Genomic DNA, 25,001 nt, shown 5'->3' with positions numbered 1-25,001 from the left:
ACGGGAGATTATCCACGTTCATGTTATGCGGATCAGTTTCACTTGCGCCAATTAGCTGGTGTGGCGCCAGCGAGGGTCGGTGAGTGTACGCGCCACGCCCAGGCCAACGGGCAGAAACGCCACGATGAGCACTGCACGCACAAACCAGCCGAGCATATTGACCGTGTCGAAGGTGCACATGTAATACATCGAGCGATACAGATACAAGCCCGGCACCATAATGACAATCGATGGCACCGTGAGGGCGATACGTGGGTAGGTGAGCCTGATTTCTGCCAGACTTGCCAGCAAACCCGATACGAGCGCCCCGATAAATGCAGCCGCCTCGGGAGGCATTCCCGCGCTGAGGCCCAGGAAGGGAAGCATCGTCGGCCCATCGACAAGGGTCAGACGAAGGGTATTGGACACGGCGCCGATCAGCCCAGCTGCCGCGGCCATCTTTACCGGGCTGTTGAACATCACCGAGAAGCCGAATACGCCAACGAAGCTCATCACCACGCGCAGGAGCGTAAGGGCAAGCGGCGAAAGGCCGAGCGGGGCAAAATCATCCGGTGCCAGCCCCACACACTCGGCAACCATCCAGCCCACAAGGGTCGCCATCACAATAATCGACACGGCATACGAAAGACGCTCAATGCCGCTTCGCATATCGAGCTTAGCGATGTCGAGGCCTGCCGTAATGAGGGGAAAGCCGGGAATCACAAAGAGCATGGCGCCGATATAGCCTTCTTGGTGCGACATTGCCCCCGGTACGACCTGGCCAAGGCCGAGCAATGCCAGCAGATACGAAACGCAAGCGAGCGCAACGCCAATCGTCAGCGCGCTAAACTGGCCAAGACCCTGCTTGAGAATATGAGAGCGAGCATAGTTGCCAACACCAGCGCCTACGAATGCGCAGGCCATCTCGATAGGGCCGCCGCCGAGCAAAAAGACGAAGGCGCCGCAAGCACAAGCTGCCGCAAGGCCCTGTTGCCAGGGAGAGTAATCGGGTTTTGAACTCTCAACGGTCTTGAGCATCTCGTGGTATTCGTGCACGGTAAACCGGCGCCCATACGTCTCGATTTCCTTTAGGAAGCTCTCCATCATCCAAATGCGATGAGTATTGACTCCCGTTGTGGGTAGGCTGACGACCTCGTTAAAGCAGTGGCCGCCTTCGATGCAGGTGCACTCAAACGACAGGAGACTCAGGTCGACGTGAATCGTGACGCCGAGTACGGCAGCAACACGATTCATGGTATCGCGCACGCGCCAGGCACCTGTTCCGCTTGCCAGCATAAGCATGCCGGTGCGGCAGATGATGGATGATTTATCGGTGAGCGGCGCATCGACGGCAAGCTCATCGCCTGCCGTCACGATCTGGTGCCAATCAGTTTTCATATGGAGCGCGCCGGCACGAACGCCGTGGTGCATAGGGACTCTCGAGAATAGCGAATCGGGGCGCGAAGGCTGTGGGGGTTCCGTCGATTCATTCTCAACCTCATCAGCCCCTTCACCCACTAGGTCAAATGAGTCAAGCGATGCCGGCTCGCGACGGTCGATCGGCTCCTCGTCCTCATCATCAAAATAGTTGAACTGATTGAGCATGTCCTCTTCGATTGCACGATCGCTCGCGTCGTCCATACAGACGCTCCCTTCCTACCGACTAACCCCCATCCTAGGCAGCGACGGCTAAAGGAAACATAAAAGAGACGACTGTCATGCACGGAAGGCGTAAACCCCCAATGCACCGGTAGACCCCAGGCGGCTAGGACCGTCCCCAAGTGCCGGCACAAGAGGAACGTCCCTAAGTGCCAACCAGGGCAACGCCGCAGGTAGAGGACGGACAGCGAAAGCCCGCCAGAGCGAGCAAGGTGCCTTCAAGCAAAATGGCGCCGCAGGTTGAGCATAAGTCAGCGAGCGGGTCGCATTTGAGGCAAGGTGGCGTGAAACGAAAGGGCGCTGACCTTCTGGTCGCGCCCTTGAAGTTGAACGTCAGATTGCCCAAATGCGGCCCGCGCAGCGTCGAGCCGTTACGCGGTTCGTAGAACCGCGTAACTAGTTAGTACATCTTTGCGCCGGCAGGGATGGAAGCGTCGAGCTGAATCAGGTTGAGGCGCTCCTCGCCCTCCTCCTCGTGGATGGCGCTGATGAGCATGCCACAGCTGGGGATGCCCATCATCTTGCGCGGAGGCAGGTTGGTGATGGCGAGCAGGGTCTTGCCGACCAGGTCCTCGGGCTCGTAATAATCGTGAATGCCGGAGAGGATGGTGCGGTCGGTGCCGGTGCCGTCATCGAGCGTAAAGTTCAGCAGCTTCTTGGACTTCTTGACGGCCTCGCATGCCTTGACCTTCACGGCGCGGAAGTCGCTCTTGGAGAAGGTATCAAAGTCGACGAACTCCTCAAACAGCGGCTCAACGGCAATCTTGGAATAATCAACCGTGGGCTTAAGCGGCTTGACGAAGGGGCTCGCGGCGTTGCCGGCCTCGGCGGCCTTGGCAGCAGCGGCACCGGACTGGAAACCCTTCTCGGGCTTCATGTGCGGGAACAGCAGCACGTCGCGGATGGAAGCCTGGTTGGTGAGCAGCATGACCACGCGGTCGATACCGATGCCGATGCCGCCCGCGGGAGGCATACCGTACTCGAGGGCACGCACGTAATCCTCATCGTACTCCATGGCCTCATCGTCGCCGCCGGCCTTCTCGGCCATCTGGGCAGCGAAGCGCTCGGCCTGGTCGACCGGGTCGTTGAGCTCGGAGAACGCGTTCGCGTACTCGTGACCGGCGATGACCAGCTCAAAGCGATGGGTCAGGCGCGGATCATGCTCAAAGCGCTTGGCAAGCGGGCTAACCTCGATGGGGTAATCGCACACGAAGGTGGGGTTGACGATGGTGTCCTCGCCCAGCTCGTCATAGATCTCGGCGATAATCTTGCCGGCGGTCCACTCGGGCTTAATCTCCAGGCCCTTCTCGCGCGCGGCGGCAGCAAGCTCCTCGACCGGCGTGTCGATGGTGACCTGCTTGCCGAGCACGTCGGAAACGATGTCGGTCATGGGACGGCTGGCCCACTCACCAGAAAGGTCGATGGTCTGGCCCTGGTACTCGATGACCTCGGGGTTGCCGATGGCCTTGTTAGCCGCCTTAATGACACCCTGGGCGAGCGCCTTCATGCCCTCGAGGTCGGAGAAGGCACGATAGGCCTCCATCGTGGTGAACTCGGGGTTGTGGGTAAGGTCCATGCCCTCGTTACGGAAGATACGGCCGATCTCGAACACGCGCTCAAAACCGCCGACGATGCAGCGCTTGAGGTGCAGCTCGGTAGCAATGCGCAGGTAGCACTCCTGATCGAGCGCGTTGAAGTGCGTGATGAACGGCTTGGCAGTAGCGCCGCCCTGGATGGTCTGCAGGATGGGGGTCTCGACCTCCATGTAGCCGTCGGACTCCATAAAGCGACGGAAGGTGGAGAGAATCTGCGAACGCTTACGGAACGTCTCGCGAACGTCGTCGTTGGCGATCAGGTCAACATAGCGCTGGCGATAGCGGGTCTCCTTGTCGGAAAGACCGTGGAACTTCTCGGGCAGCGGACGAACGGCCTTGGCAAGCAGGGTCGCGCTCTTAGGGGCAACGGAAAGCTGGCCGCGCTGGGTGCGCACAACCACGCCGGTCACGCCCAGGATGTCGCCCAGGTCGAGGGACTTGAGCGTATTCCAGGCAGCCTCGTCCATGTCGTTGATGCGGCAGAACAGCTGAATCTCGGCAGTCGCATCGCGTACGACGATGAACATGATCTTGCCCTGACCGCGCTTGGCGACCACACGGCCGGCGATCTTCACGACGTCCTCGGTGTCCTCGCCATCGGCAAGCTCGGCGTACTTAGCCTCGATATCGGCAACGTAGTCCTCAAGCTCAGAGTGCTCGGGATAGGGGTTCTGGCCCGCCTCGAACAGGGCGGCGCGCTTGGCCAGGCGGGTGGCGCGCTCGTCGTTGAGCGTCGATGCCTGATCTGCGGCGTTCTGGTTCTCTGCCATAAGTTAACTCCTCAAACTAAAACGCTCCCCAGGATTCGGTCCCAGGGAGCGAAAACATACCTTTACGCGGGACCGTGGTCTAGCGTGCAATCTTGGCGATGGTGTAGACGCGAGTCTTGCCGGAAGGCGTAACGACCTCGACGGAGTCGCCCTCGCCGTGACCGATGATGGCGTGACCGACCGGAGACTCGTTGGAAATCTTGTGCTCGAGCGAGTTGGTCTCGGTGGTACCGACGAGCGTGACTTCCATGACCTCACCGTTGGGATCAATCAGAGAAACGGTGGAACCGATGGAGACGGTCAGATCACCTGTGGTGGCAGCAACCTGAGCGTTGGCAAGGATGGCCTGGATCTCGGCAATACGAGCGGCGTTCTGGGCCTGCTTGTCCTTAGCGGCGTCGTACTCGGAGTTCTCCGAAAGGTCGCCGAACGCGCGGGCTTCCTTGATGTCCTCGACGATCTCCTTGGCGTAATCGCCCTCACGCCAAGCGAGCTCCTCGACGAGCTTCTGGCGGCCCTCAGCGGTCAGTACGATCTGGCTTGCGTCCATACGGATATCTCCCCAACTCTGATCAAACAATCAACTGTCAACAAAACGAAAAAGACCGGCTAGCCTGCGGGCAAGCCGGTCAGGTGCTCACCCCAAAGGGATGGGACTACTCTGCGTCCGCGTCGCTGTCCTCTGCCTGCTTCTTCTTGGCAGCAGCGAGCTTGGCCTCGAGCTCAGCGATCTCCTTGTCCTCCTCGGACTGCTCGACCACGACCTCCTCGGCCTGCTTGGTCTCGGCCTTATCGTCGCCCTCCATACCCTCGCGGATATTCTTGACGGTAGAGCCGAGGGACTTGCCGAGCTTCGGCAGGTTCTTGGGCCCGAAGATAATCAGGACAACGACGAGAATAATGATGAGCTCAGGAGCCCTCAGTCCAAACATGTAGACCTCCACAATACAGCGAGACAAGCTCGAATGAGTATACCGCGGGTATCGCGGTATCACAACAATAGCTAAAAAAAGGGACCGCAAGAAGCGGTCCCTCCTCATGCTCTGGTCGGGTTGACTGGATTTGAACCAGCGACCCCTGCGTCCCGAACGCAGTGCTCTACCAAACTGAGCCACAACCCGTTAGCTCGACTATAGTAACAAAGATTTCCGTCGTGTGCTAGAGAAATTTTTACTTCTTTGGCACTTCGATGCGAACCGTGTTGGGAATGAGCTCCGTCGCGCAGGCCCACCAGCCGTTTTGCTGGGCAGCGTCGGCAAGCCTTTCGGCCGTGGCAGCGGTGTCGCAAATGGCAAACGAGCAGGCGCCCGATCCGCACACATCTACAGCAACGGTGCCGTCTTGTTTACGCAGACAATCGAGAACCGTTTGTATCTGCGGCTCCATCTGTGCGGAAATGACACCCAGGTTGTTATGGATGAGCGCATATGCCGTCTCGGCATCACCAGCACGCAAGGCAGAAGCTATCGCGCCGGGCTTGTCCGCAGGCACCGGGGCCTCGTCAAAACGTCGATAGGCTTCAATTGTCGAAACACTTGCCTCGCGCGGCTTGACCAACACGACGGGCGTTGCGGGCAGCGCAGGGTACTCAGTTGCCAGCACGTCTCCCCCACCTACGTAGAACGCAGGGCTCGCGTGCAAAAAGAACGGGACGTCAGCACCAATGCCCCGCGCAATGTCGTCGAGCGCGGGGTCGGAGCGATCAATTCCCCAGAGCTCCGCCAAGGCGACAATGACCGCGGCCGCATCCGTCGAGGGACCGCCCAAGCCGGCGCACAATGGAATGCGCTTCTCAATCGTCACGCAGATGTTTGCCTCGCGACCATAATGCTCGGCCATAGCAACCGCAGCCCGATACGCCGTATTCTTTTGCATGGGAAAATCTGATGCCGGAACCGTTTGGACGGTCAGCGCCTGCGCCGGCGTGACCGTCACGGCATCGGAAAGACCGACGGCTACCATCAGGGAATCGACCCTGTGGTAGCCGCGGTCATCGCGCTCGGTATGAACCCCCAGGTAGAGGTTAATCTTTGCCGGCGCGGAAAGAGTCAGGGACCGATCGGTCACCGTTAATGCTCCTCGAGCTGATTGCCGAGCGGGGTAAAGATATGCTCGCCGCTCTCGGGATCGAACAGCTCGACCTGACCGGTGAGGACATCGATATACTGGTAGGACTGACGCGACTTGCGCCCGCGGCGCTCGTCGACCTCGACGATAAAGACGGCGGGGTGGACGCTCTTGATGGTGCCCATGCGCTCGACGACGCGGGTGCGGCCCATGTTGGCCTTCACCTTGACGCGATCGCCCACCATATCGGTCAGCTTCTCGTGGATGTCGTCGACGTGATTGACTTCCATCTCTTCCATGAACAGGGCCTCCAGAAGGTGCAATTCAAAAAGGGGATAATACCCCTAAGATAGACAAAACTCTAATACTATAGCACCCTGTTACAAACACGCGCAAGTAGCTAATTTGGCTACTTACAGATTGTCGGTATCGAGGACGATGGTGAATGGGCCGTCGTTGACGAGGTCGACCTTCATGTCGGCGCCAAAGATGCCGTGCGCCACGTGTTCGACATCTTGGCGAACGAGCGTCAGGAAGTACTCGTAGAGCTCGTTGGCGACATCGGGGGCGCCGGCATCCGTAAACGATGGGCGGCGGCCGTGACGGCAATCGGCGAACAGCGTGAACTGCGACACTACGAGAACCTCGCCGTCGACATCGGCAAGTGCCAGGTTGGTCTTGCCGTTCTCGTCCTCGTTAATGCGCAAGCCCCGGAGCTTGCCCCACAGTTTATCGGCCTCGGCGCGCGTGTCGCCGTGGCCCACGCCCAGCAGCACCAGATAGCCGCGCCCAATTTTACCCACGCACTCGCCGTCGACCGTCACGCCGGCGTTGAGTACGCGCTGCACCACCGCACGCACGGCTTACTCCTCGCCCGTCAGTTTGGCGGACAGATGCTCGAGCGCATGGAATCGATGGCTGATGGCGTTCTTCTCGTCCGCCGTCAGCTCGGCCATGGTCTTGCCCGGCGTGTCGACCGGCAGGAACAGTGGGTCGTAGCCAAAGCCATGATCGCCGCGGCCCTCGTGTGCGATAGCGCCCTCGCAGGCGCCCTCGCCATAAGTGACCAGGCCGTCCGTGTCGATAAGCGCGACGACGCTCATAAAACGCGCGGTGCGGTCCTCGTCGGCCACGCCCTCCAGATTCACGAGGAGCTTGGCGTTGTTGGCGGCATCGTCGCCGTGCACGCCCGCATAGCGTGCGCTGTACACGCCCGGCTCACCGTCCAGGGCATCAACGACCAGGCCCGAATCGTCGGCGATGGCCATAAGCCCCGTCTCCTCTACCGCGGCCTGCGCCTTGATGATGGCGTTCTCCAAAAACGTCGTGCCGTTTTCCTCGGGGTCCTCAAAATCACCCAGCTGACCCAACGCCACAAAGCGAACCTCGGGCATGACCTTGCCCAAAATGGCCTCGATCTCGGTGAGCTTATGGGCATTGCCCGTTGCCACGACGATGGTCGCCGCCGGGTCGAGGGTGTCGATATCGATCTTCTCTAGTGCCATGACTGGCTTCCTTGTCTCTATAGCAATGCCGCCCAAGGGAAACTGGCCTCGAGCCCTCTCCCCTCCCTGGCGACAGAAACCTTATACTTCGACGTTTTCCCAGATAAAACCTACCAAAATTAACATCCCTTTTTGGCAGGTTAGGCGAGGGCTTGGCGCTGAAGCTCGATGAGCTCGGCAACGCCCTTGTCGCCCAGGTCGAGTAGGGCGTTGAGACGCTTACGGTCGAAGGGCGCCTGCTCGCCGGTACCCTGAAGTTCGATCATCTCGCCGGTGTCGGTGGCGACGAGGTTCATGTCGACTTCGGCGTGGCTGTCCTCGGAATAATCGAGGTCAAGCAGCGTATTGCCGTCGACAACGCCCATAGAGATGGCAGCCACCTGGCCGGTAAGCGGGATGCGCTCGATCTTGCCTGCCTCGACCCACATGGCGAGGGCGTCGTGCAGCGCCACCCAGGCGCCGGTAATGCTCGCCGTACGCGTACCGCCATCGGCCTGGATCACGTCACAGTCGACGGTGACGGTGTACTCGCCGAGCACCTTCATGTTGACGACGGTACGCAGGCTGCGACCAATGAGGCGCTCGATCTCCATGGAGCGGCCTTTGCGGTTGGCGTGCTCGCGCTTGCAGCGCTTGCCGGTCGACGTCGGCAGCATGGCGTATTCCGCGGTCACCCAACCGGCCTTAGCTCCCTTTCGCCAGCCCGGCACGCCCTCCTCGATAGTGGCGGCGCACAGCACGCGCGTGTCGCCGAACTCGGCCAGGCACGAACCGTGGGCGTGCTTCATGACGCCACGGGTGAGCTTAACGGGGCGCAACTCGTTGGCGGCGCGGCCGTTGGCGCGGTTGACCTGCATGTACTCCATAGAAAGATCCTTTCGGCAAAAATGTGGCGAAGGCTTTGGCGGCGGCCTTACATCTATTTCAGCTCATCGATATCGATATGCTCAATGCTCTTGAGCGGCTGACCAAAGATAAAGCTGCCCGCCACCGCAAACTCGGCAATGTTATCGGCCGTCGTGGCAAAACGATGCTGCGGCTCGGCGGCGTCGCCCGCCAGCTGCTCGCGGCGCGTGAGGATATCGGTCAGCTCGCGCGTGGTCTCCTCGGCGGAACTCACGACGCGCACCCCAGGCCCCAGCGCATGACGGATAGGTCCCACCAACAGCGGAAAATGCGTACAGCCGAGCACCACGGTATCGATACCGTGGTCGCGCAGCGGCTCAACCGTGGCACCCACCAGCGCACGCACGGCAGGCGTATCGAAGATGTCCTCGTTCTCAAGCCACTGCTCTTGCAGATGCGCACCCGAGGCGAGCTCGTGTTCGACAACCTCGACAAAGCTCGAGGCGGGGCAGCCGTATACGTCGACGCCGGCATCTAGGTCCTGAATGGCGCGCGTGTAAGCGCCCGAGCGAATGGTGAGGTTGGTGGCGAGCACGCCCACGCGACGCGTGCGGGTGCTGTTGATTGCCGCACGGGCACCCGGCGCGATCACGCCGATCACGGGAACGTCGAGCACCTGCTGGGCCAGACGCAAGGCCGCAGCTGTCGCCGTGTTGCAGGCGATGACCATAATCTTGACGTCGTGCTTCGACAGCCAACGGCCCGCCTGCAACGCAAACGAGCGCACCTCATCCTCGGTGCGCGTGCCGTAGGGGCAGCGTTTGGTGTCGCCGAAGTAGTAGACGGACTCATGCGGCAGCGCCGTCGCGATGGCGCGCGCAACCGTCAGACCGCCCAAACCAGAATCGAACACGCCAATCGGGCGCGTGTCGCCTGTCGGATTCTCGATATCGGACATTACCTCACCAGTCTCTCTCGAAAAGACATGTCCAAGTGCGGCGACGCCGCGCTACGAACGCGCCGCGACCATCAGCTCTGCCGTCGCCGCCCAACCGTCGACAATTTTGCCGCGCGTAACGAAAGCGTTCTCGCAAGCAGCCAGGAACTCGGGCGCGCCGGCGCTCGTCAGGCCATTCTCGACCAGACAGAACGTGCCCACGTGATCGGCCATGTAGAAGTCGGACTCGGAGTCGCCGAGCGCGAGCGTCTCCTCGCGCTCGATCCCCAGGTGCTCGCAGAAGCGCGCAATGGCGACGCCTTTGTTGAGACCCGCGGGGTTGATGTTGAACGCGCGACCGTCCTCGACGCGATCGAGCTCGAGCGTCGTCGGCTTGGACAGATGCGTCAGGTGACCGTTACAGGCCCACACCAGGCCGCAGCCGGCCTCGTCGAGGATGGCCTGGACCTCATCGTCGGGCACATCGCCGCGCATGCCGACGGTGACCTCGCGGTACTTGTAGCCGGTCGACATGTCGTTGTGATACTCGATCTTGTGCGGCCAGCGGGCGAGGATCTTCTCGCACACGCCGGTCTGCTCGATCACCTGGTGCGGAGTAAGGCCGCAGACGGGGTCGTAAGGCATGTCGCCAGTCAGATACTCCCAATCGTTGGCTTTGAGGTCGTACATGACCAGGCCGCCCATCTCACCAATGTAAGAGTTGAGGCCGAGCACGCGCGCGTCCTCGTGGATCATGGTACGGTTGCGGCCCGAGGTGGGAACCACCTGAATACCAGCGCGGGCAAGTGCCACGACGGCCTCGACGAGTTTGGTCGAGGGGTTGCCGTCGTTGTCGCACAGCACGCACGAGCCGGGTGCGAGCATCGTGGCATCCAGGTCGGTAAAGACGTACTTGACCTTGGCCAAGCGCTCGCGCATCTCGCCCGAAAGCTCGGCAACGGTCGGCAGGGTGTTGTGGGACATGGTTACTCCGTTTACGTAGAAGGGTTTGGACTTGGACGGCATGTTTTGATTGAGGGAACACGTTTATGGCGACAGCGCACTCAGGGCGCCTTCGCCATCATGGTTCATTAGTCAAACTGGGTAACATCGATCAGGCGATTGGCCAACGAAAGGTCGCTCTCGATGGGCACGAACTCGTCGCCCACGTGCATGAGCTCCTCGTCACCCTTTGCCAGCAGCAAGACAATGGTGGGAGCATTGGGGTTGACGTACTCCTCGCGCGCCGCCTTGAACGCCGCATGCACAGCGGCTTCACGGTCGAGGATGATCTCGTTCGGCGTATCGTCGGGAACATGCTCGGCAAGCTCGCGACAGACCTTCATCGGGTCCTCGTGAGCCGGGTCCTCGTTGGCAAAGATCATCAGGTCGGAATATGGTGCGGCCTCGCGCGGAAGCTGCTCGCGGCGCTCCTGCGCCTTGCCGCCGGCAGCGCCAAATACTGCGATGACCGGGCTGGCGGGAAACGCGCGCTTGACCGACGAGAAAAGCGACCGGAACGAAAGCTGGTTGTGAGCGTAGTCAACGACGCAGATCACGCGGCCGTCCTTCGACTCCACGACCTCCATACGGCCCGGCACACGCAGTTTGGAGAGGCCCTTCTTGATAGCCTCGATACCGATGCCGATCTCGCGCGCAGCGGCGATAGCGACCAGCGCGTTTTCCACGTTAAAGTCGCCCGCGATGCCCAGCAGGACCTTCTCCCCCGCCTCGGACTCGTCGGCACACAGGCCATGCAGGTTAAACTCGATGTTAAAGCCGACCATGCGCACATCGCTCGCCCACAGGCTTGCCTCGGGATGCTCGACGCCAACGGTCACCAAGCGCTCGGCCGTCGACGCTGCCTCCAACACACGGTCAACCTCTTCGGTGCCCAGGTTCACCACGGCGGTCTTTGCCTGGTCAAAGATCCTGAGTTTGCTCTCAAAATAATCCTCAAACGTGGGGTGTTCGATCGGCGAGATGTGGTCACGCCCGATGTTGAGGAAGCACGCCACGTCAAACGGCAGATTCTCGACGCGTTGGTACTTGAGCGCCTGGCTCGAGACCTCCATGACCATGGACTGGCGACCGGACTCACGGCAGTTGGCGATATGGCGCCAGACCTCGGGGGCCTCTGGCGTGGTATTGGTGCTCTCGTAGCACTCGATGCCATCGTCGGTACTCACCGAGCCGATCATGCCGCAGGACTCGCCCGCCGCTTTAATAATCGACTGGAGCATAAAAGCGGCCGTGGTCTTTCCCTTGGTACCGGTGATGCCCACGATCTTGACGTCGTGGTCGGGACGGTCGTAGACCTCCGGCGGCAACAGGGCCATGGCCGTGCGAACGCTATCAACAACCAGCATCGCAGCACCGCTCTCCTGCGCCAGCGGCTCCAGAGACTCGACCAGCGACTCCTCGCACACAAATGCGACGGCGCCCGCATCGAGCGCCATGCTCAAAAACGCGGGCTTAAAGGCAGCACCTTTGCAAAAGAACACGTCACCTGCCGAGACCGCGCGCGAATCAAACGAGCAGCCGGTCACGGCACGCTCGTCAACCTGCTCTGATGCGCGCAGCTCACCGCACACATCGAGAAGCTTGGCAAGCGTATCGACCGTGGTCACGGTCGCGGAATCCGAATGGTGCATCTTTCACCTTTCTCAGCCATTTGGCAGGGACGGTTTTTATAGTAACTGAAACGCACCCACGCAAAAACGGCTCCCGGAGGAGCCGTTACGCGCAGGCGTTCGTAAGCCGAGGCTAGGCAGCCTGAACAGCGGGCTGGTCCTCGTCGATAAAGAAGCGCTTGTACCACACCAGGAACACGAGCGGCGTATAGATCTTGCGCTGGAAATCGCCCTTGCCCGCAAAGTGCAGATCGAGCAGGTGCATGAGCTCGTCGGTATCGAAGAACTCGCTTGCCCACGGCGCGGTGAAGTACTCCTTGACATAGTCGTACCACTTTTGCTCGCGCAGCCAGTAGACAATCGGCACCGGGAAGCCCACCTTGGGACGGGTGGCCCACTCATCGGGCAGCGACTTGTTGGCAGCGTGGCGGAGTACCTGTTTGTTGCCGTTCTCGTTGATGCGGTAGCGGTCGGGAATATGCTCGGCGAACTCCATGACTTTGCGGTCCAGGAAGGGCACGCGCAGCTCCAGCGAGTGCGCCATGCACATCTTGTCGGCCTTGAGCAGAATGTCGCCCGGGAGCCACATGTTCATGTCCAGGTACTGCTTCTTGACCAGCTCGGGCTGACCTTTCACGCGCGCATAGATGGGAGCGGCAAGCTCGAAGGCGCCATCGCCGGTGTTGTACTCGGGCTTGAGCACGCCGTCGACCTCGCGCTCCGGCCATACCAGAGCCTGTCCCAGGAACGACTTCTCGGGGATCTCGGCACCCTTGACCAGGAAGTTATGTCCCTTGAAGTACGGCATATGCAGCGCCAGGTTACCGAGCGCGCGACGGATGGGCAGCGGCACCATCTTTTTGTACTTGCGGACTGGGACCGTGTCCTCGTAGTAGGCGTAGCCGCCAAAGAGTTCGTCGGCGCCTTCGCCCGAAAGCACGACGGTGACGTCCTTGCGGGCCATCTCGGCCAAGAACCACAGCGGCACGGAAGACAGGTTGGACTGCGGCTCGTCCATGTGATACTGGATGTCCTCGAGCGCACCGAAGAACTCGTCGGCGGTTATCATCTTGCGGACATTCTCGACGCCGAGCTTGTCAGAAAGTTCCTTGGCGTAGTTGGTCTCGTTGAAGTTCTTGTAGTCAAAGCCCACCGAGAAGGTCTTGTCGGGCATGAGGCAAGCGGCGATGTAGCTGGAGTCGACGCCGCCTGAGAGGAACGACGCGACCTTGACGTCGGCGATGCGATGGGCCTCGACGCTCTCGTGCACGACCTCGTCCAGCTCGTCGACGTACTCCTCGAACGGCTTCTCGACGGCAGAGTAATCGCAATCCCAGTAGCGCTCGATGTTCATCTTGCCGGTCGGAATATCGACGGTAAAGTAGTGCGCCGGCGGCAGCTTGTAGACACCCTCGAAGAAGGTCTCCTCAGTCGCCGAATACTGCAGCGTCATGTACGGACGCAGGGCCTTTTTGTTGACCGCCTTGTGGAAGTGCGGGTAGTCCAGGAAGCTCTTGATCTCGGAACCAAAGAGCACGCCCGGAGCGCCGTCGCCCGCATCGGCCATGGGATAGTAGTAGAGCGGCTTGATGCCAAAGATATCACGGGCGCCAAAAAGCTTGTTCTTCTTCTTGTCCCAGATGACGAAGGCGTACATACCGCGCAAGCGATCGAGTACTGCCTCGCCCCACTCCTCGTAGCCGTGCAGAAGGCTCTCGGTGTCGGCGCCGCAGTGGAACTTGTAGCCCTTGGCCTCGAGCTCGGAACGGAGTTCTTGGAAGTTGTAGATCTCGCCGTTGAAGACAATGACGACGCTACCGTCCTCGTTGGCCATAGGTTGGGCGCCAGCCTCGGTCAGGTCGAGGATCGACAAGCGGCGGAAGCCGAGGGCAACGCGGCCGTCGATAAACTGACCGCCCATGTCGGGACCACGATGGACGATGCGGTCCATCATCTTGGTGAGCACCTCGGATTGGTTATCCGTCCCACCGACAAAACCGACAAAACCGCACATATACTATCCCCTCTGCTGTTGCTGGGCATCAAATCGAATCAGTAGCTTTTGAGTATACCCGAGGGCGTAAAGAGGGGCGGAATGTTCAGGCAATCTCAACTGAATCAGCTCCGCTGTGACACGCGTCGGTTACCTTTAATGGATATGAGGTGAATGAGGCGATTGTTTTGCTATACTCTCTCCGCACGGGCGATTGGCGCAACGGTTAGCGCAGGTGCTTTACACGCACAAGGCTGGGGGTTCGAATCCCTCATCGCCCACCATTGAATTGGAAACGGTCCTCGCAAGGGGACCGTTTTTGTTTGGGCCCAGCGCATGGGATTCGAACCCGACAGGGTGCGAAGCTGAGGAAACGCGAAACGTTTTCCAGCGCAGCACGCGAGGGCCGCAGGCCCGAAGCGAAAGCGGGCGGCGTCAGCCGCACGCGACATCCCTCATCGCCCACCACTGATTTGATAGGCTCCCAGCTATGGGGGCCTTTCTTTTTTGGGCCCAGCGCATGGGGTTCGAACCCGCCAGGGTGCGGAGCTGAGGAAACGCGCAAGCGTTTTCCAGCGCAGCACGCGAGGAGCGGAGCGGCGAAGCGGGGCGCGGGCGGCGCCGGCCGCACGCGGACATCCCTCATCGCCCACCACTGAATTGTTAGGCCTCCAGCGATGGAGGCCTTTCTTTTTTGTGCCCAGTGCATGGGATTCGAACCCGCCAGCACGTCTGTCACAAAGGCCGTGGCCAGAAAATGGCAAAAATGAGTACTGCTACCTTGCTTACAACATATCAAAAGATAGTATTTGCTTAAGTTACGCAACATATGTCCATTATAAGGACTAATAATTGGATCAAAATCGTACATTCATCGCCATTTCGACTAGCTATCTGGCCTTATTAGTCCAAAATTGCTGCTACCAAATCGATAACAGTACTCATATTTGATGTTTTTTGACCAGCAGGTCTCCCCGCCTTAGCAAATCTAAGGCAAAACGGGCTCCAGACCGCTGAATCATGCCACATAGGGCACGTCCGCAGTCCGGAACCCGGTCAAAGTTAAGTTATTTCGCTGTGTTAGGCCAAAACGTCCGACAGGATCTCGATCAGACTGTCCACGTCGGATTCCTCGCAGACGAGCGGCGGCAGGAAACGCAGCGTATGGGCACCCGTAGCGTTAATCACGGCACCAGCCCCCAATGCACGGGCCACAACGTCGTGTGCATCACCCGCAGTATCGTCCAGATCGCAGCCGAGCATCAAGCCGCGGCCACGCACCTCGGTCACGTTCGGCAGCTTGGCGAGCTTTGCCTCCATATAGGCGCCTACCTTGGCAGCGTGGTCGGCATAATCGCCGCGCACGAGTGCGGAGAGCGTCGCGGCACACGCCGCGATGGCCAAGCAGCTACCGCCAAACGTCGAGCCGTGGTCGCCCGGCTTAAACACGTCGGCAATCTCCTTCTTTGCCACGACGGCACCCATGGGCACGCCATCAGCAATGCCCTTGGCAAGGCTCATGATGTCGGGTTCCACGCCATAGGCTTGGAATGCAAACGGCTTGCCGGAGCGGAAGATGCCGCACTGGACCTCGTCGGCGATAAGCACGGCGCCCACTTCGTGTGCCAGGTCGCGCGCTGCCGCCATAAACTCCTCGGTCATGGGGTGCACACCGCTCTCGCCCTGGATCGGCTCGAGCATCACGGCACAAATTTCGCTCCCCAGCTGCTTAAAGATCGCACGCAGTTCATCGATATCGTTGGGCGTGCAGGCCACAAAGCCACCCGGCAGCGGGCGGAAACTATCCTGCAGCCAATCCTGCATGGTGGCGGCAATGGTCTCGAGCGTACGGCCGTGGAAGCCGCCGCGCATGCACACGATAGTGTTGCCGCCGTTACCGGCACGCTTGGCGTACAGGCGCGCGAGCTTCATCGAGCCCTCGTTGGCCTCGGCGCCGGAGTTGGCAAAGAAGGTCTCCCAAACCTGCTCATCCGCAGCCGGGGCACCAAGAGCAGCTGCCGTGGTCTCATCGCCGGCGGCAATGGCATCGGCAAGCACGCGTGCACCATCTAAGTCGTCGTTGGCAAGCTTGGACAGCAGCGCCGCGACCTGTCCACGCTGCTCGATGTAGAAGTAATTGGAGACATGCATGAGCTTTTTGGTCTGTGCCTCGAGCGCCGAGAGCACAGCCGGGTCGCCATGACCTAGGCTGCACACGCCGATGCCGGCAAGAAAGTCGAGGTACTCACGACCATCGTCGCCGGTGAGCTTCATGCCGTGACCCTCGACAAACTCGACCGGAGAGCGGCCAAAGGTATGCATAACGTAATGGGATTCAAGCGATTGCTGAGCTGCAAGTGACATGGGATGCCTTTCGTTGGGCGCCAGACGGCGCAGGCCTATGGGTGCAGGAATGGGGCGGCTGCGAGTCAGTTAGACCGTCTGAAGCTTCTCGACCTCGTCGAGGTTCTCGGTCAGACGCGCAGCAAACGTCGAAAGCGGATGCGGATGCGTATCGAACTCGTAAGCCGTCTCGGTGGAATGGATCACGGTACCGACGCCGGCATCGGTCAGCAGCTCCAGCAGCAGCGAATGCGGCGTGGTGCCGTTGATGATGTGAGCGCGAAATACGCCGCCGGCAAGCGCATCGACGGCCGCACGCAGCTTGGGAATCATGCCCTTATCGACCTCGCCGCCGTAGAGCATTTCGTTAACCTCGTCGAGCGTTAGGTTGGAGATGAGTGAGTCTTTATCGCTAAAGTCCTTGTACAGGCCGTCGACGTCGGTCAAAAAGATCGCCTTATGCGCATGCAGCGCCGCCGCAACGGCACCGGCGGCGGTATCGGCGTTGATGTTGAAGAAACCGCCGTCCTCCCCCGCCGCGACGGTAGCGATGACGGGGATGTACTCGCTATCGAGCAGGCGCTCGATATAGTCGGTGTTAACGTGCGTGACCTTGCCTACGCGGCCGAGTTCGGGGTCGAGCGGCTCGGCGATGAGCGTGCCGGCATCGCTGCCCGACACGCCCACGGCCAGGTTGCCGTGGTGGTTGATGGCAGCAACCAGCTCCTGGTTAACCTTGCCGCCCAGCACCTCGCGCACGATATCCATCGTCGCCGGCGTGGTCACGCGCTGGCCGTTCTTAAACTCGACGGGAATATCGTAATGGCTCAGCGCCTCGTTAATAGCCTTGCCGCCGCCGTGCACGATGACGGGGCGCATACCGATGATCTTGAGCAAAACGATGTCGCTCATCACGTCGCGGCGCAGCTGCTCATCAACCATGGCGGCTCCGCCATATTTGATAACAACCGTCTTGCCGGTCAGGTTCTTAATCCACGGCAGCGCTTCGAACAGCAGCTGCGCGGTTGCTTCGTTGGATTCGCTCGAACGACAATCGCGTGCGAATTTCATAATCTGCCTCGTCTTTCATATCGTTATCGCGCCGTGCTCCGCTGTCCGCAATCGCGGCAAGATGCGCAGCGTGCCCGGAATCTAGGAACGGTAGTCGCCGTTGATGGAGATGTACTCATGCGTGAGGTCGCAGGTCCACACGGTCGTTGCCGCGTCGCCTGCGCCCAGGTCGGCCGAGATCACGATCTCGGGCGCCTCGAAACGTCGTAGAGCCTCGTCCTCGTCAAAGGGAACAGTCAGACCGTCGCGACAGACAGGCATGCCCATCATGTCGATGGAAACGTCTTCCTGATTAAACTTCACGCCGCACTTGCCAAGCGCCATAGCAACGCGGCCCCAGTTGCAGTCGTGGCCGGCGATGCAGGTCTTAACGAGCGGCGAGTTGGCAACGGCACGGGCGGCGATATCGGCCTCCTCGTCGTTCACGGCGCCGGTAACGTTGACTGTAACAAGCTTGGATGCGCCCTCACCATCGGCGGCAATATTGCGCGCCAGGCTCTCGCACACCTCGTGCACGGCAAATGCCAACTCGTCAAAAGCATCGGAGCCCTCGACGATAGGCTCGGCATCTGCGGCAGCGGCACCGGAGGCAAGCATGATGCAGGTGTCGTTGGTCGAGGTGTCGGAATCGACCGTTACCTTGTTAAAGGTCTGCTTGACGGTCGAGAGCAGCAGGGCATGAAGTGCCGCCGGCTCGACGGGGGCATCGGTGGTGATAGCTGCGATCATGGTGGCCATGTTGGGCATGATCATACCCGAGCCCTTGCACATTCCGCCTACCGTATAGACATTGCTCGCATGACCCGCAGCCTCACTGACGTAGGACACGGCGTACTCCTTGGAGTGCGTGTCGGTCGTCATGATGGCGCGAGCGGCATCGGCGCCACCGTGGGCGGAGAGCGCCTCGTAGGCAGCAGGAATGGCGGTCTCAAACGTGTCGATCGGCAGAATCTGGCCAATCACACCCGTGGAGGCAATCAGAATCTGCTGGGGCTCGCAGCCGATGACCTGCGAGGCGATGTTGCAGGTCTCGCGCGCGCAGGCAAGACCGGTCTCACCCGTGGCGGCGTTGGCATTGCCAGAGTTGACCGAAACGCCGGCGATGATACCGTAGCCCTTGTCGGCACCGCCCAGGTGGGCACGGCTCACCTGCACGGGCGCCGCGCAAAAGCGATTGGTGGTAAACACGCCGGCACCGGGACAGGGTTTATCGGGCACGACGAGCGCGTAATCCAGGCGCTCGGGATTCTTGCGGAACCCAGCGTGGATGCCTGCAGCTTTAAAACCAGCCGCAGCCGTAACGCCACCCTCGACGGCGCGAATCTTGATATCAAACAGCTCGGTATTCATCGTCTTTATGACTCCTTATGTCAAACAAAAAAGGGCATCGGTTGGTGCGCCATGCCAGCCACAATCATGAGACCAGCTTAAGAGTGGCGCCCCACTCGATGCCCGACTACCAAATCGTTAACAATCGAATGTGCTACACCGGGCACGCCACTGTGGGCAAGCCTCGTCGCTCGTCAAAACCAAAGACGATGTTGGCGCACTGGACCGCCTGACCGGCAGCACCCTTGCACAGATTGTCGATCGCTCCCGTCGCCACCAGCACGCCCGCGCGCTTGTTGAGTGCAAGGCCGATCTGGGCAGCATTGGTGCCGACGACCGAGGCCGTCTTGGGCTGCTCGCCGGCATCGAGCACGCGCACAAAGGTGCGACCGGCGTAGAACTGTCTGTAATGGTCGACGACATCCTCAAGGGTCAAGGTATCGATAGCCTGCGGCGTAAGCGGCATCGTCACCGTAGAGAGCAGACCGCGCTTGAGCGGTGCCAGGTGCGGGGTGAAAACGATGTGGTCGGCTAGGCCAAGAATCTGCTCGATCTCGGGCGTATGGCGATGTTTTCCTGCGCCATAGGCCTCCAGGTTCTCGTCTGCACTGCAAAAACGCGTACGGGCGTTGCAGGACTTACCGGCACCCGTTACACCGCTGATAGCGTCAACGATCACGGGTCCGCTCTGGGCAACCCAGCCGGCGCGCACGGCAGGCGCGGCGGCAAGGCTCGTTGCGGTGGGATAGCAACCGGCGCAGGCGACCAGTACGGGCTTGCCGTCGGCGTGGTCGGATGCAGCGGTCTCCAAATCCTGGCAGAATAGCTCGGGCAGACCAAAGGCGCGGCTCTTGAGTAGCTCGGGGCTCGTGTGCTCGGCGGCATACCAGGCCTCAAAGGTGGCCGGATCGCTCAGGCGATAGTCGGCCGAGAGGTCAATGCAGGAGACTCCCGCGGCAAGCAAGGCGGGCACCTGTGCCATGGCGGCCGTGTGCGGCACGGCCAAAAAGACCGCGTCGCAGTTCTTGAGCTCGTGGGCATCATGCGTCGTAAAGGCAAGATCGCTTACGCCGGTGAAGCTCGGGTACACCGCAGACAGCGGCTGGCCGGCATCGGCGTTGGACGTAATGGCAACAAGTTCAAACTCGGGATGACCGAGGACGAGGTGAATGAGCTCGGCGCCGGCATATCCAGCCGCACCGACGATTCCAACCTTTACAGACATATCAGACTCCTTGTCTGCAGTTATGCACCAATACGCATCCTGCAGCCGTCGTTATGAAGTAGGTTGAAACTTTAGCACCAGAAGATGCATTTATACGCAAATCTTTTGCATATTCATGCATTGAAACAGTCACGACACATTCACTCAAAGGAGTTGACAAATAAACACGGACCCCATATTGCCCAGTGCGCCTTGCGGTGACGTTGCAATGTGGGGCCCGCTACATGCGAGAATTTGAATTGTCGAAGCTTGCTGAGAGACTCGTTTAGAGCTCGACCGGCACCCATTCGTCATGGTTGCAGATAAAGGCCTCGGGTTCCTCCACGCTAAAGAAGACGAGCGTGGGATCGTTAGGCCCCTCATAGTGCTCGCCCAGGCGCTCTAGATGCTTCCACCCAGCTTCGCGCATTTCGCCTAAAGCCCGGTCATCCAAGCCGGCACGCCCGCGCAAGATGAGCCAGCCATGGCCCGGCCACCAACTCGTGGCCTCAAAGCGCTGGTTTTGCAGCAGCTCTTGCCACACATCTTTGGTGCGCGCTGTTACAAACCACAGCTTGCCGTCCTGGATCTGCGCAAACGAAAACGGACGCACATGAGGCTGTCCGTCAACGCTCGTCGCCAAATACCATGCCGGCACCGACGTCAGATACTCCAACACCGTATTCAATCCGTCCATGTGTCCTCCTGGCGCTAGCTAATTCGGAACGGGTAGTTAATTTGAGACGCTCTAGAGCTCCAGGCGCTCCTCGCTGCCGTCGATATCACAGAAGCGCGCGGCAATGTTGCGGACCGAAAAGAAAGCAAGGCGGCCGTCGTTGGCACTCTCGTGTTCCTCGCCGATGCCCACCATGTGCTTAAAACCCGCTTGACGCACCTTGTCGCTCGCAACCGCGTCGTCCTCAAGTGCGGCCTCGCCGGTCAACACGATCCAACATTCCCCCGGCTTCCAGCCCGAGAGCTCAAACTTGGGATTCGCACTCAGCTCCGCCCACACATCCTTGTCGCGCGACGTGCAAAACCACAGCTTACCGTCATCGACCATGGCAAACGAAAACGGCCTCACGCGAGGCTGATGCCCGTCGGTCACATCGGTCGTGGCCAGATACCACGCCGGAATGCGCCTGAGATACGAACAGGCGCGCTCAAGCTGAGCCGTGCGGTCGTTGTCGGTCATAGGGACCCCTTTCTTGCGCTCGAATCGCGCCTAAACAAGTTGAAGGTTGACGACGATGACACACGCAAACAGCAGCATCGTCACAACCGCAGCCAGCGCATCCCCGCGGCGAAATGCAAGTGCATGCAGACGCGTGCGGCCCTGCTCGCCGTGATAGCAGCGTGCATCCATGGCGGCAGACAACGTCTCGGCATGACGGAACACGCCCGTGAACAGTGGAATCGCCACACTGCCGAGCATACGCACGCCGCCGAGCGGGCCACCCGTTACGCGTGCACCGCGGCTTGCCTGCGCGTCCGCCGTCTGCTTCATCTCGGTGGCAAACTGCGGCATAAAGCGCAACGCGATGCCCATGATCATGCCGAGCTCATGCGCAGGGAGCCCCACGCGCGCAAACGGTGCGAGCAGACGCTCAAAGCCCGCGGTGAGGTCGAGCGTAGGCGTGGTGAGCGTAATGGCGCTCATGCCGGCCATCATCAAGCTCAGGCGGCACGCCATAAAGGCGGCGGAATGCAGCGAGCCCTCGCTTATCTGCAAAAAGCCAAGCTGCCACAGAATGCGCCCGCTCTGGTCGGAAAACAGGTTGAGCACTGCGACCACCACGACAATCGCCAGCAATGGTGCCATCGATGATAGGACCCGGCGCAACGGCACCCGGGACACGGTATAGATCAGGACAACGAAGATTGCGACCGGGGCCAGTCCGCGGAAGCTGCTGACCGTGAGCGTCGTGATCAGAAACACAAAGCCCAAGAGCAACTTAGTTCGCGGGTCCAGGCGGTGGATCGCACTATCGCCGGGATAGTAGCTGCCAAACGAAAACGCCTCCATTAGCAGCCCTCCTCTCGCGCGACCATCTTGGATTTAGCAATGTCCGCGACGTTAGAAGGACCGTCTGAGCGACCGATCAGCAAATCTGCCAACTCGTCGGCCAACGACTCAACCGTATAGAGCCCACCGCGACGCAGCGGCACGCCCGCCTCCGTAAGCGCCAGCGCCATACGCTGGGCGGCGGGAACGCCCAAGCCGATCGACTTGAGCTCATCGGCACGCGCAAACACCTGCGCGGGGGTTCCCTCGGCAAACACCGCGCCTTCGTTCATTACGACGATACGGTCGCAGCAATTGGCCAGGTCATCCATGCTGTGCGAAACCATGACAACGGTCAGGCCATCGCGGTGAAGTCGATCGATAAGCTCAAGGAAATCCCTGCGCGCAGCCGGATCGAGCCCCGCCATGGGTTCATCGAGCACCAGGACTTCGGGCTCCATGGCGAGCACGCCGGCGAATGCCACACGCCGTTGCTGACCGCCCGAAAGCTCAAAGGGACTCTTGTCGCCGACCGTGGAAAGATCGAGGCCCACGCGCGTAAGCGATGATGCGACACGGCGTGCGACCTCGTCTTGTGGCAGGCCAAGGTTGTGCGGACCAAACGCCACGTCCTGCGCCACGGTTTCGGCAAATAGCTGGCGCTCGGGATACTGAAACACCACGCCAACCTTGGCCTTAACCGTAGCGGCGTCTTTCTTGTTTGACAGATCGAGCCCCAGCGCGCGAACGGATCCCTCCTGGGGGCGAATCAAACCGTTGAGATGCTGGACCAGCGTCGACTTACCCGAACCGGTATGACCTGCCAAGCCCAGGAACTCGCCGCGACGCACCGCCAGCGATACATCGCGCAGCGCCCACGGGCTGCTGGGGTCGTTTCCCCAGAGGGCCTGTTTGTTCGATTTGCCCGCAGTGGCCGAGCGCTTATGCCAGCGGCGGCGCTCGCGGGCGCTCAGCGAGTAACTATGCGAGAGGTGCGAAATCTCGATGACGGGCTCCGACGCGGCTGTCCCGTCGGTTGCAGAGGAGGCGTTGTCGAGCACACGAGAATCGGATGCAGAAGGCCGCCCTGCGGTGTCTTCCCCACTCCGGTCGGCATATGCCTGCGCAATCTCGGCGACCATATCCACCTCGCGCACCTGCGCATGAACGGGCACGCCCTTCGCACGAAGCGCCGTGCCCAAGCAGCACGACGCCGGCATATCCAAGTTGAGCTGCGCAAGTTCGTCCGCCCGTGTCAAGATTTCCTCGGGCGTACCGAGCATGGCAACGCGCCCCGCCCGAAATACCGCGACACGATCGGCCTCGGCGGCCTCTTCCATAAAGTGCGTAATCATCACGATGGTCATGCCGCGATCGTGCAACGCGTGGCAAGCCTTCATGAGGCCCTTGCGTCCACGCGGATCGAGCATTGAAGAAGCCTCGTCCAATATGAGCACGCGCGGTTCCATGGCGAGCACACCGGCAAGCGCCACACGCTGCTTTTGACCGCCCGAAAGCGCATGGGTCTCGTGGCGCTCAAAGCCCACCAGGCCCACGCCCTTCAGCGCCTCGCGTACCCGCTGCGCAATTTGTGCCGATGGCACGCCAAGGTTTTCGGGACCAAACGCAACGTCATCTTCGACAAGCGTTGCCACCAGCTGGTCATCTGGATTTTGGAATACCATGCCCGCGGTCGAACGAATGTCGTAGACCAGCTCGGGGTCGGACGCATCCATGCCGTTGATGCGTACCGTGCCCGCATCGGGCTGCAACAGTGCATTCAGATGCTTGGCAAACGTCGACTTGCCCGATCCATTGCCACCGAGGATGCAGAAAAACTCCCCGTCCTCGATGTTCAGATCGACGCCGTCGAGTGCCGGTACGGCACCGTCATAGCTAAAGGAAACGCCCCGACACTCAATCATGCGCGGCCTTTGACCTGGTCCTTTTTAGGCGTGATGAGGTTGGAGACCGCCTTGTACACTGCAAGCGTCAATACCGAGTTAAGGACAGTCTTGATAAGGTTGAACGGCAGCACGGCGGGAATCATGAGCGGGGCGATCACATCGACCGAGCCATACCAGAACCAAACACCAATGGTAAGGTTTGCGACCATAGACAACGCCGTAGCGGCAATGACGCCGAGCGCTAGGCCAATCACGGCACCCTTATAGGTATGCATCTTCTGGTAGACGATAGCCGCGGGCAGAATGTAGCCCAGCGTGGCAACCAGGTTCATAAGCGCGCCGACCCAGTCACCCGTGGTGAGCGCATGGATAACGATCGCCATGGCGGCAACAGCAGTGCCGGCGCCAGGGCTATACGCAAAACCGCACACCATCGCCGGCACCAGCGACGGGTCATACGTCAAAAACGGCGCCGAGGGAAGAATGGGCAGCTGCACGTACATAAACAGGGCGCCCAAGGCGCACATCAGCGCCATGGTAACGAGCTGTTTGGTGCTCCACCTATTCGTGTTCTCAAAATGGATATGCTGCGACTGTTCAGACATAAGATCACCTGCCTCTTTCATCCGGACTCTAACCGTTGGTACTGGAATCTCACCAGTTCAGCCGGCATGCGAACCAACACACGCTCGGGTCGCGGACTCATCGGCTCGGTCGCAGACGCCTCGCCTGCTCCGCGGCACCCCTTTGGCACCGCCCGATTTACCGCCAGTGGGGAATTCCACCCCGCCCTGAAACAGCACTTGCAAGTGTAGCACGAGCAATCGTTCGCGCAAGTATGCCGAGGGTAATTTGTGGTGGGGATCAGTTGCCACAACAACCACGTTCCCCACCCATCCCAAAGTAGCGCGCCTTTCGCGCAAAGCGCGAAACAGCGAAGGGGACAAGCCACTGCAACAACCACATCCTCCACTCGCCCCAAAGCGGCGCGCCTTTCGCGGCAAAGCCGCGAAACAGCGACCGGGACACGTATTCCCAACAACCAAGTCCTCCGCCCACGCCGACCTCAAGGCCGTAAACGCAGGGAATCCGGGGGCGTGACGGGGGCTTCCCTCCGGAACATTCCGCACTGATATCTTCTGTATTGAAGACGTCGAT

22 protein-coding genes, 2 tRNA genes and 1 riboswitch are annotated in these 25,001 nt (G+C 60.4%); of the genes, 1 reads left to right on the top strand and 23 read right to left on the bottom strand.

What is annotated here, in order from left to right; translation table 11 throughout:
* Positions 1-51 precede the first annotated feature (51 nt).
* From DXC18_RS08420 to asnB, 14 genes are all read right to left on the bottom strand, one after another.
* Positions 52-1,620 (bottom strand): threonine/serine exporter ThrE family protein, encoded by a 1,569-nt coding sequence (locus DXC18_RS08420; protein WP_199412249.1) that lies wholly within the window; start codon positions 1,618-1,620, stop codon positions 52-54.
* A 418-nt stretch (positions 1,621-2,038) separates the two neighbouring features.
* The gene (gene lysS, locus DXC18_RS08415; protein ID WP_117583116.1) at positions 2,039-4,003 is read right to left on the bottom strand and encodes a lysine--tRNA ligase; all 1,965 of its coding nucleotides are present in this window, start codon (positions 4,001-4,003) and stop codon (positions 2,039-2,041) included.
* 79 nt (positions 4,004-4,082) lie between these two features.
* Positions 4,083-4,553: a transcription elongation factor GreA gene (gene greA / locus DXC18_RS08410; RefSeq protein WP_006234960.1), complete on the bottom strand. Its 471-nt coding sequence runs from the start codon at positions 4,551-4,553 to the stop codon at positions 4,083-4,085.
* A gap of 106 nt (positions 4,554-4,659) precedes the next feature.
* The gene (gene tatA / locus DXC18_RS08405; RefSeq protein WP_022094895.1) at positions 4,660-4,935 is read right to left on the bottom strand and encodes a twin-arginine translocase TatA/TatE family subunit; all 276 of its coding nucleotides are present in this window, start codon (positions 4,933-4,935) and stop codon (positions 4,660-4,662) included.
* Positions 4,936-5,047: 112 nt separating this feature from the next.
* Positions 5,048-5,124 (bottom strand) — tRNA-Pro (locus tag DXC18_RS08400).
* Positions 5,125-5,173: 49 nt separating this feature from the next.
* Positions 5,174-6,070, bottom strand: a complete 897-nt coding sequence (ispE, locus tag DXC18_RS08395) for a 4-(cytidine 5'-diphospho)-2-C-methyl-D-erythritol kinase (protein WP_233509048.1) — start codon at positions 6,068-6,070, stop codon at positions 5,174-5,176.
* A gap of 2 nt (positions 6,071-6,072) precedes the next feature.
* Positions 6,073-6,369, bottom strand: a complete 297-nt coding sequence (locus DXC18_RS08390) for a Veg family protein (protein ID WP_006234957.1) — start codon at positions 6,367-6,369, stop codon at positions 6,073-6,075.
* A gap of 114 nt (positions 6,370-6,483) precedes the next feature.
* Positions 6,484-6,930 (bottom strand): D-aminoacyl-tRNA deacylase, encoded by a 447-nt coding sequence (dtd, locus tag DXC18_RS08385; protein ID WP_089572532.1) that lies wholly within the window; start codon positions 6,928-6,930, stop codon positions 6,484-6,486.
* Positions 6,931-6,933: 3 nt separating this feature from the next.
* A complete protein-coding gene (gene rdgB / locus DXC18_RS08380; RefSeq protein ID WP_089572533.1) occupies positions 6,934-7,575 on the bottom strand; it encodes an RdgB/HAM1 family non-canonical purine NTP pyrophosphatase in 642 nt (213 codons plus the stop codon).
* Positions 7,576-7,715: 140 nt separating this feature from the next.
* Positions 7,716-8,441, bottom strand: coding sequence for a ribonuclease PH (rph, locus tag DXC18_RS08375; protein ID WP_117716882.1), 726 nt, complete (start codon positions 8,439-8,441; stop codon positions 7,716-7,718).
* A 53-nt stretch (positions 8,442-8,494) separates the two neighbouring features.
* Entirely contained in the window at positions 8,495-9,379 is an 885-nt protein-coding gene (gene murI, locus DXC18_RS08370; RefSeq protein ID WP_117716881.1) for a glutamate racemase, read from the bottom strand.
* A 51-nt stretch (positions 9,380-9,430) separates the two neighbouring features.
* Positions 9,431-10,342: an HAD family hydrolase gene (locus DXC18_RS08365; protein WP_117716880.1), complete on the bottom strand. Its 912-nt coding sequence runs from the start codon at positions 10,340-10,342 to the stop codon at positions 9,431-9,433.
* A 107-nt stretch (positions 10,343-10,449) separates the two neighbouring features.
* Positions 10,450-12,012: a Mur ligase family protein gene (locus tag DXC18_RS08360; RefSeq protein WP_117716879.1), complete on the bottom strand. Its 1,563-nt coding sequence runs from the start codon at positions 12,010-12,012 to the stop codon at positions 10,450-10,452.
* 112 nt (positions 12,013-12,124) lie between these two features.
* A complete protein-coding gene (gene asnB, locus DXC18_RS08355; protein WP_117563808.1) occupies positions 12,125-14,005 on the bottom strand; it encodes an asparagine synthase (glutamine-hydrolyzing) in 1,881 nt (626 codons plus the stop codon).
* Positions 14,006-14,192: 187 nt separating this feature from the next.
* Between asnB and DXC18_RS08350 the strand changes: the two genes are divergently transcribed.
* Positions 14,193-14,268 (top strand) — tRNA-Val (locus tag DXC18_RS08350).
* A gap of 796 nt (positions 14,269-15,064) precedes the next feature.
* Here DXC18_RS08350 and DXC18_RS08345 read toward each other — a convergent pair.
* The 9 genes from DXC18_RS08345 to DXC18_RS08305 form a co-directional block, all read right to left on the bottom strand.
* Entirely contained in the window at positions 15,065-16,348 is a 1,284-nt protein-coding gene (locus tag DXC18_RS08345; protein ID WP_117583121.1) for an aminotransferase class III-fold pyridoxal phosphate-dependent enzyme, read from the bottom strand.
* Positions 16,349-16,417: 69 nt separating this feature from the next.
* Entirely contained in the window at positions 16,418-17,398 is a 981-nt protein-coding gene (gene argB / locus DXC18_RS08340; protein ID WP_117583122.1) for an acetylglutamate kinase, read from the bottom strand.
* Positions 17,399-17,479: 81 nt separating this feature from the next.
* Positions 17,480-18,748, bottom strand: a complete 1,269-nt coding sequence (gene argJ / locus DXC18_RS08335; protein WP_199408861.1) for a bifunctional glutamate N-acetyltransferase/amino-acid acetyltransferase ArgJ — start codon at positions 18,746-18,748, stop codon at positions 17,480-17,482.
* A 133-nt stretch (positions 18,749-18,881) separates the two neighbouring features.
* Positions 18,882-19,952, bottom strand: coding sequence for an N-acetyl-gamma-glutamyl-phosphate reductase (gene argC, locus DXC18_RS08330; RefSeq protein ID WP_117716878.1), 1,071 nt, complete (start codon positions 19,950-19,952; stop codon positions 18,882-18,884).
* A 265-nt stretch (positions 19,953-20,217) separates the two neighbouring features.
* On the bottom strand, positions 20,218-20,628 hold the full coding sequence (locus tag DXC18_RS08325) for a pyridoxamine 5'-phosphate oxidase family protein (protein ID WP_117583125.1): 411 nt from the start codon (positions 20,626-20,628) through the stop codon (positions 20,218-20,220).
* Between the two features lie 51 nt (positions 20,629-20,679).
* Positions 20,680-21,126: a pyridoxamine 5'-phosphate oxidase family protein gene (locus DXC18_RS08320; RefSeq protein ID WP_117563813.1), complete on the bottom strand. Its 447-nt coding sequence runs from the start codon at positions 21,124-21,126 to the stop codon at positions 20,680-20,682.
* Between the two features lie 30 nt (positions 21,127-21,156).
* Positions 21,157-21,957, bottom strand: a complete 801-nt coding sequence (locus DXC18_RS08315; RefSeq protein ID WP_055252301.1) for an energy-coupling factor transporter transmembrane protein EcfT — start codon at positions 21,955-21,957, stop codon at positions 21,157-21,159.
* Positions 21,957-23,861, bottom strand: a complete 1,905-nt coding sequence (locus DXC18_RS08310) for an energy-coupling factor transporter ATPase (RefSeq protein ID WP_117716877.1) — start codon at positions 23,859-23,861, stop codon at positions 21,957-21,959. Before DXC18_RS08310 ends, DXC18_RS08315 begins: the two co-directional genes overlap by 1 nt.
* Entirely contained in the window at positions 23,858-24,448 is a 591-nt protein-coding gene (locus DXC18_RS08305) for an ECF transporter S component (RefSeq protein ID WP_117583127.1), read from the bottom strand. Before DXC18_RS08305 ends, DXC18_RS08310 begins: the two co-directional genes overlap by 4 nt.
* 5 nt (positions 24,449-24,453) lie before the next feature.
* Positions 24,454-24,646, bottom strand: a riboswitch (FMN riboswitch).
* Between the last annotated feature and the right edge of the window lie 355 nt (positions 24,647-25,001).

Source organism: Collinsella sp. OM08-14AT (assembly GCF_003438115.1).
Classification (GTDB): Bacteria; Actinomycetota; Coriobacteriia; order Coriobacteriales; family Coriobacteriaceae; genus Collinsella.
This window is presented reverse-complemented; position numbering and strand designations above follow the sequence as displayed.

Coding starts and splice junctions, on each gene's coding strand:
- DXC18_RS08305 (WP_117583127.1), bottom strand. CDS start 24,448: ATGTCTGAACAGTCGCAGCATATCCATTTTGAGAACACGAATAGGTGG.
- DXC18_RS08325 (WP_117583125.1), bottom strand. CDS start 20,628: ATGGACGGATTGAATACGGTGTTGGAGTATCTGACGTCGGTGCCGGCA.
- DXC18_RS08365 (WP_117716880.1), bottom strand. CDS start 10,342: ATGTCCCACAACACCCTGCCGACCGTTGCCGAGCTTTCGGGCGAGATG.
- DXC18_RS08390 (WP_006234957.1), bottom strand. CDS start 6,369: ATGGAAGAGATGGAAGTCAATCACGTCGACGACATCCACGAGAAGCTG.
- lysS (WP_117583116.1), bottom strand. CDS start 4,003: ATGGCAGAGAACCAGAACGCCGCAGATCAGGCATCGACGCTCAACGAC.
- argJ (WP_199408861.1), bottom strand. CDS start 18,748: ATGAATACCGAGCTGTTTGATATCAAGATTCGCGCCGTCGAGGGTGGC.
- murI (WP_117716881.1), bottom strand. CDS start 9,379: ATGTCCGATATCGAGAATCCGACAGGCGACACGCGCCCGATTGGCGTG.
- asnB (WP_117563808.1), bottom strand. CDS start 14,005: ATGTGCGGTTTTGTCGGTTTTGTCGGTGGGACGGATAACCAATCCGAG.
- DXC18_RS08420 (WP_199412249.1), bottom strand. CDS start 1,620: ATGGACGACGCGAGCGATCGTGCAATCGAAGAGGACATGCTCAATCAG.
- argB (WP_117583122.1), bottom strand. CDS start 17,398: ATGAAATTCGCACGCGATTGTCGTTCGAGCGAATCCAACGAAGCAACC.
- DXC18_RS08345 (WP_117583121.1), bottom strand. CDS start 16,348: ATGTCACTTGCAGCTCAGCAATCGCTTGAATCCCATTACGTTATGCAT.
- rph (WP_117716882.1), bottom strand. CDS start 8,441: ATGGAGTACATGCAGGTCAACCGCGCCAACGGCCGCGCCGCCAACGAG.
- rdgB (WP_089572533.1), bottom strand. CDS start 7,575: ATGGCACTAGAGAAGATCGATATCGACACCCTCGACCCGGCGGCGACC.
- DXC18_RS08360 (WP_117716879.1), bottom strand. CDS start 12,012: ATGCACCATTCGGATTCCGCGACCGTGACCACGGTCGATACGCTTGCC.
- tatA (WP_022094895.1), bottom strand. CDS start 4,935: ATGTTTGGACTGAGGGCTCCTGAGCTCATCATTATTCTCGTCGTTGTC.
- DXC18_RS08310 (WP_117716877.1), bottom strand. CDS start 23,861: ATGATTGAGTGTCGGGGCGTTTCCTTTAGCTATGACGGTGCCGTACCG.
- argC (WP_117716878.1), bottom strand. CDS start 19,952: ATGTCTGTAAAGGTTGGAATCGTCGGTGCGGCTGGATATGCCGGCGCC.
- DXC18_RS08320 (WP_117563813.1), bottom strand. CDS start 21,126: ATGACCGACAACGACCGCACGGCTCAGCTTGAGCGCGCCTGTTCGTAT.
- greA (WP_006234960.1), bottom strand. CDS start 4,553: ATGGACGCAAGCCAGATCGTACTGACCGCTGAGGGCCGCCAGAAGCTC.
- DXC18_RS08315 (WP_055252301.1), bottom strand. CDS start 21,957: ATGGAGGCGTTTTCGTTTGGCAGCTACTATCCCGGCGATAGTGCGATC.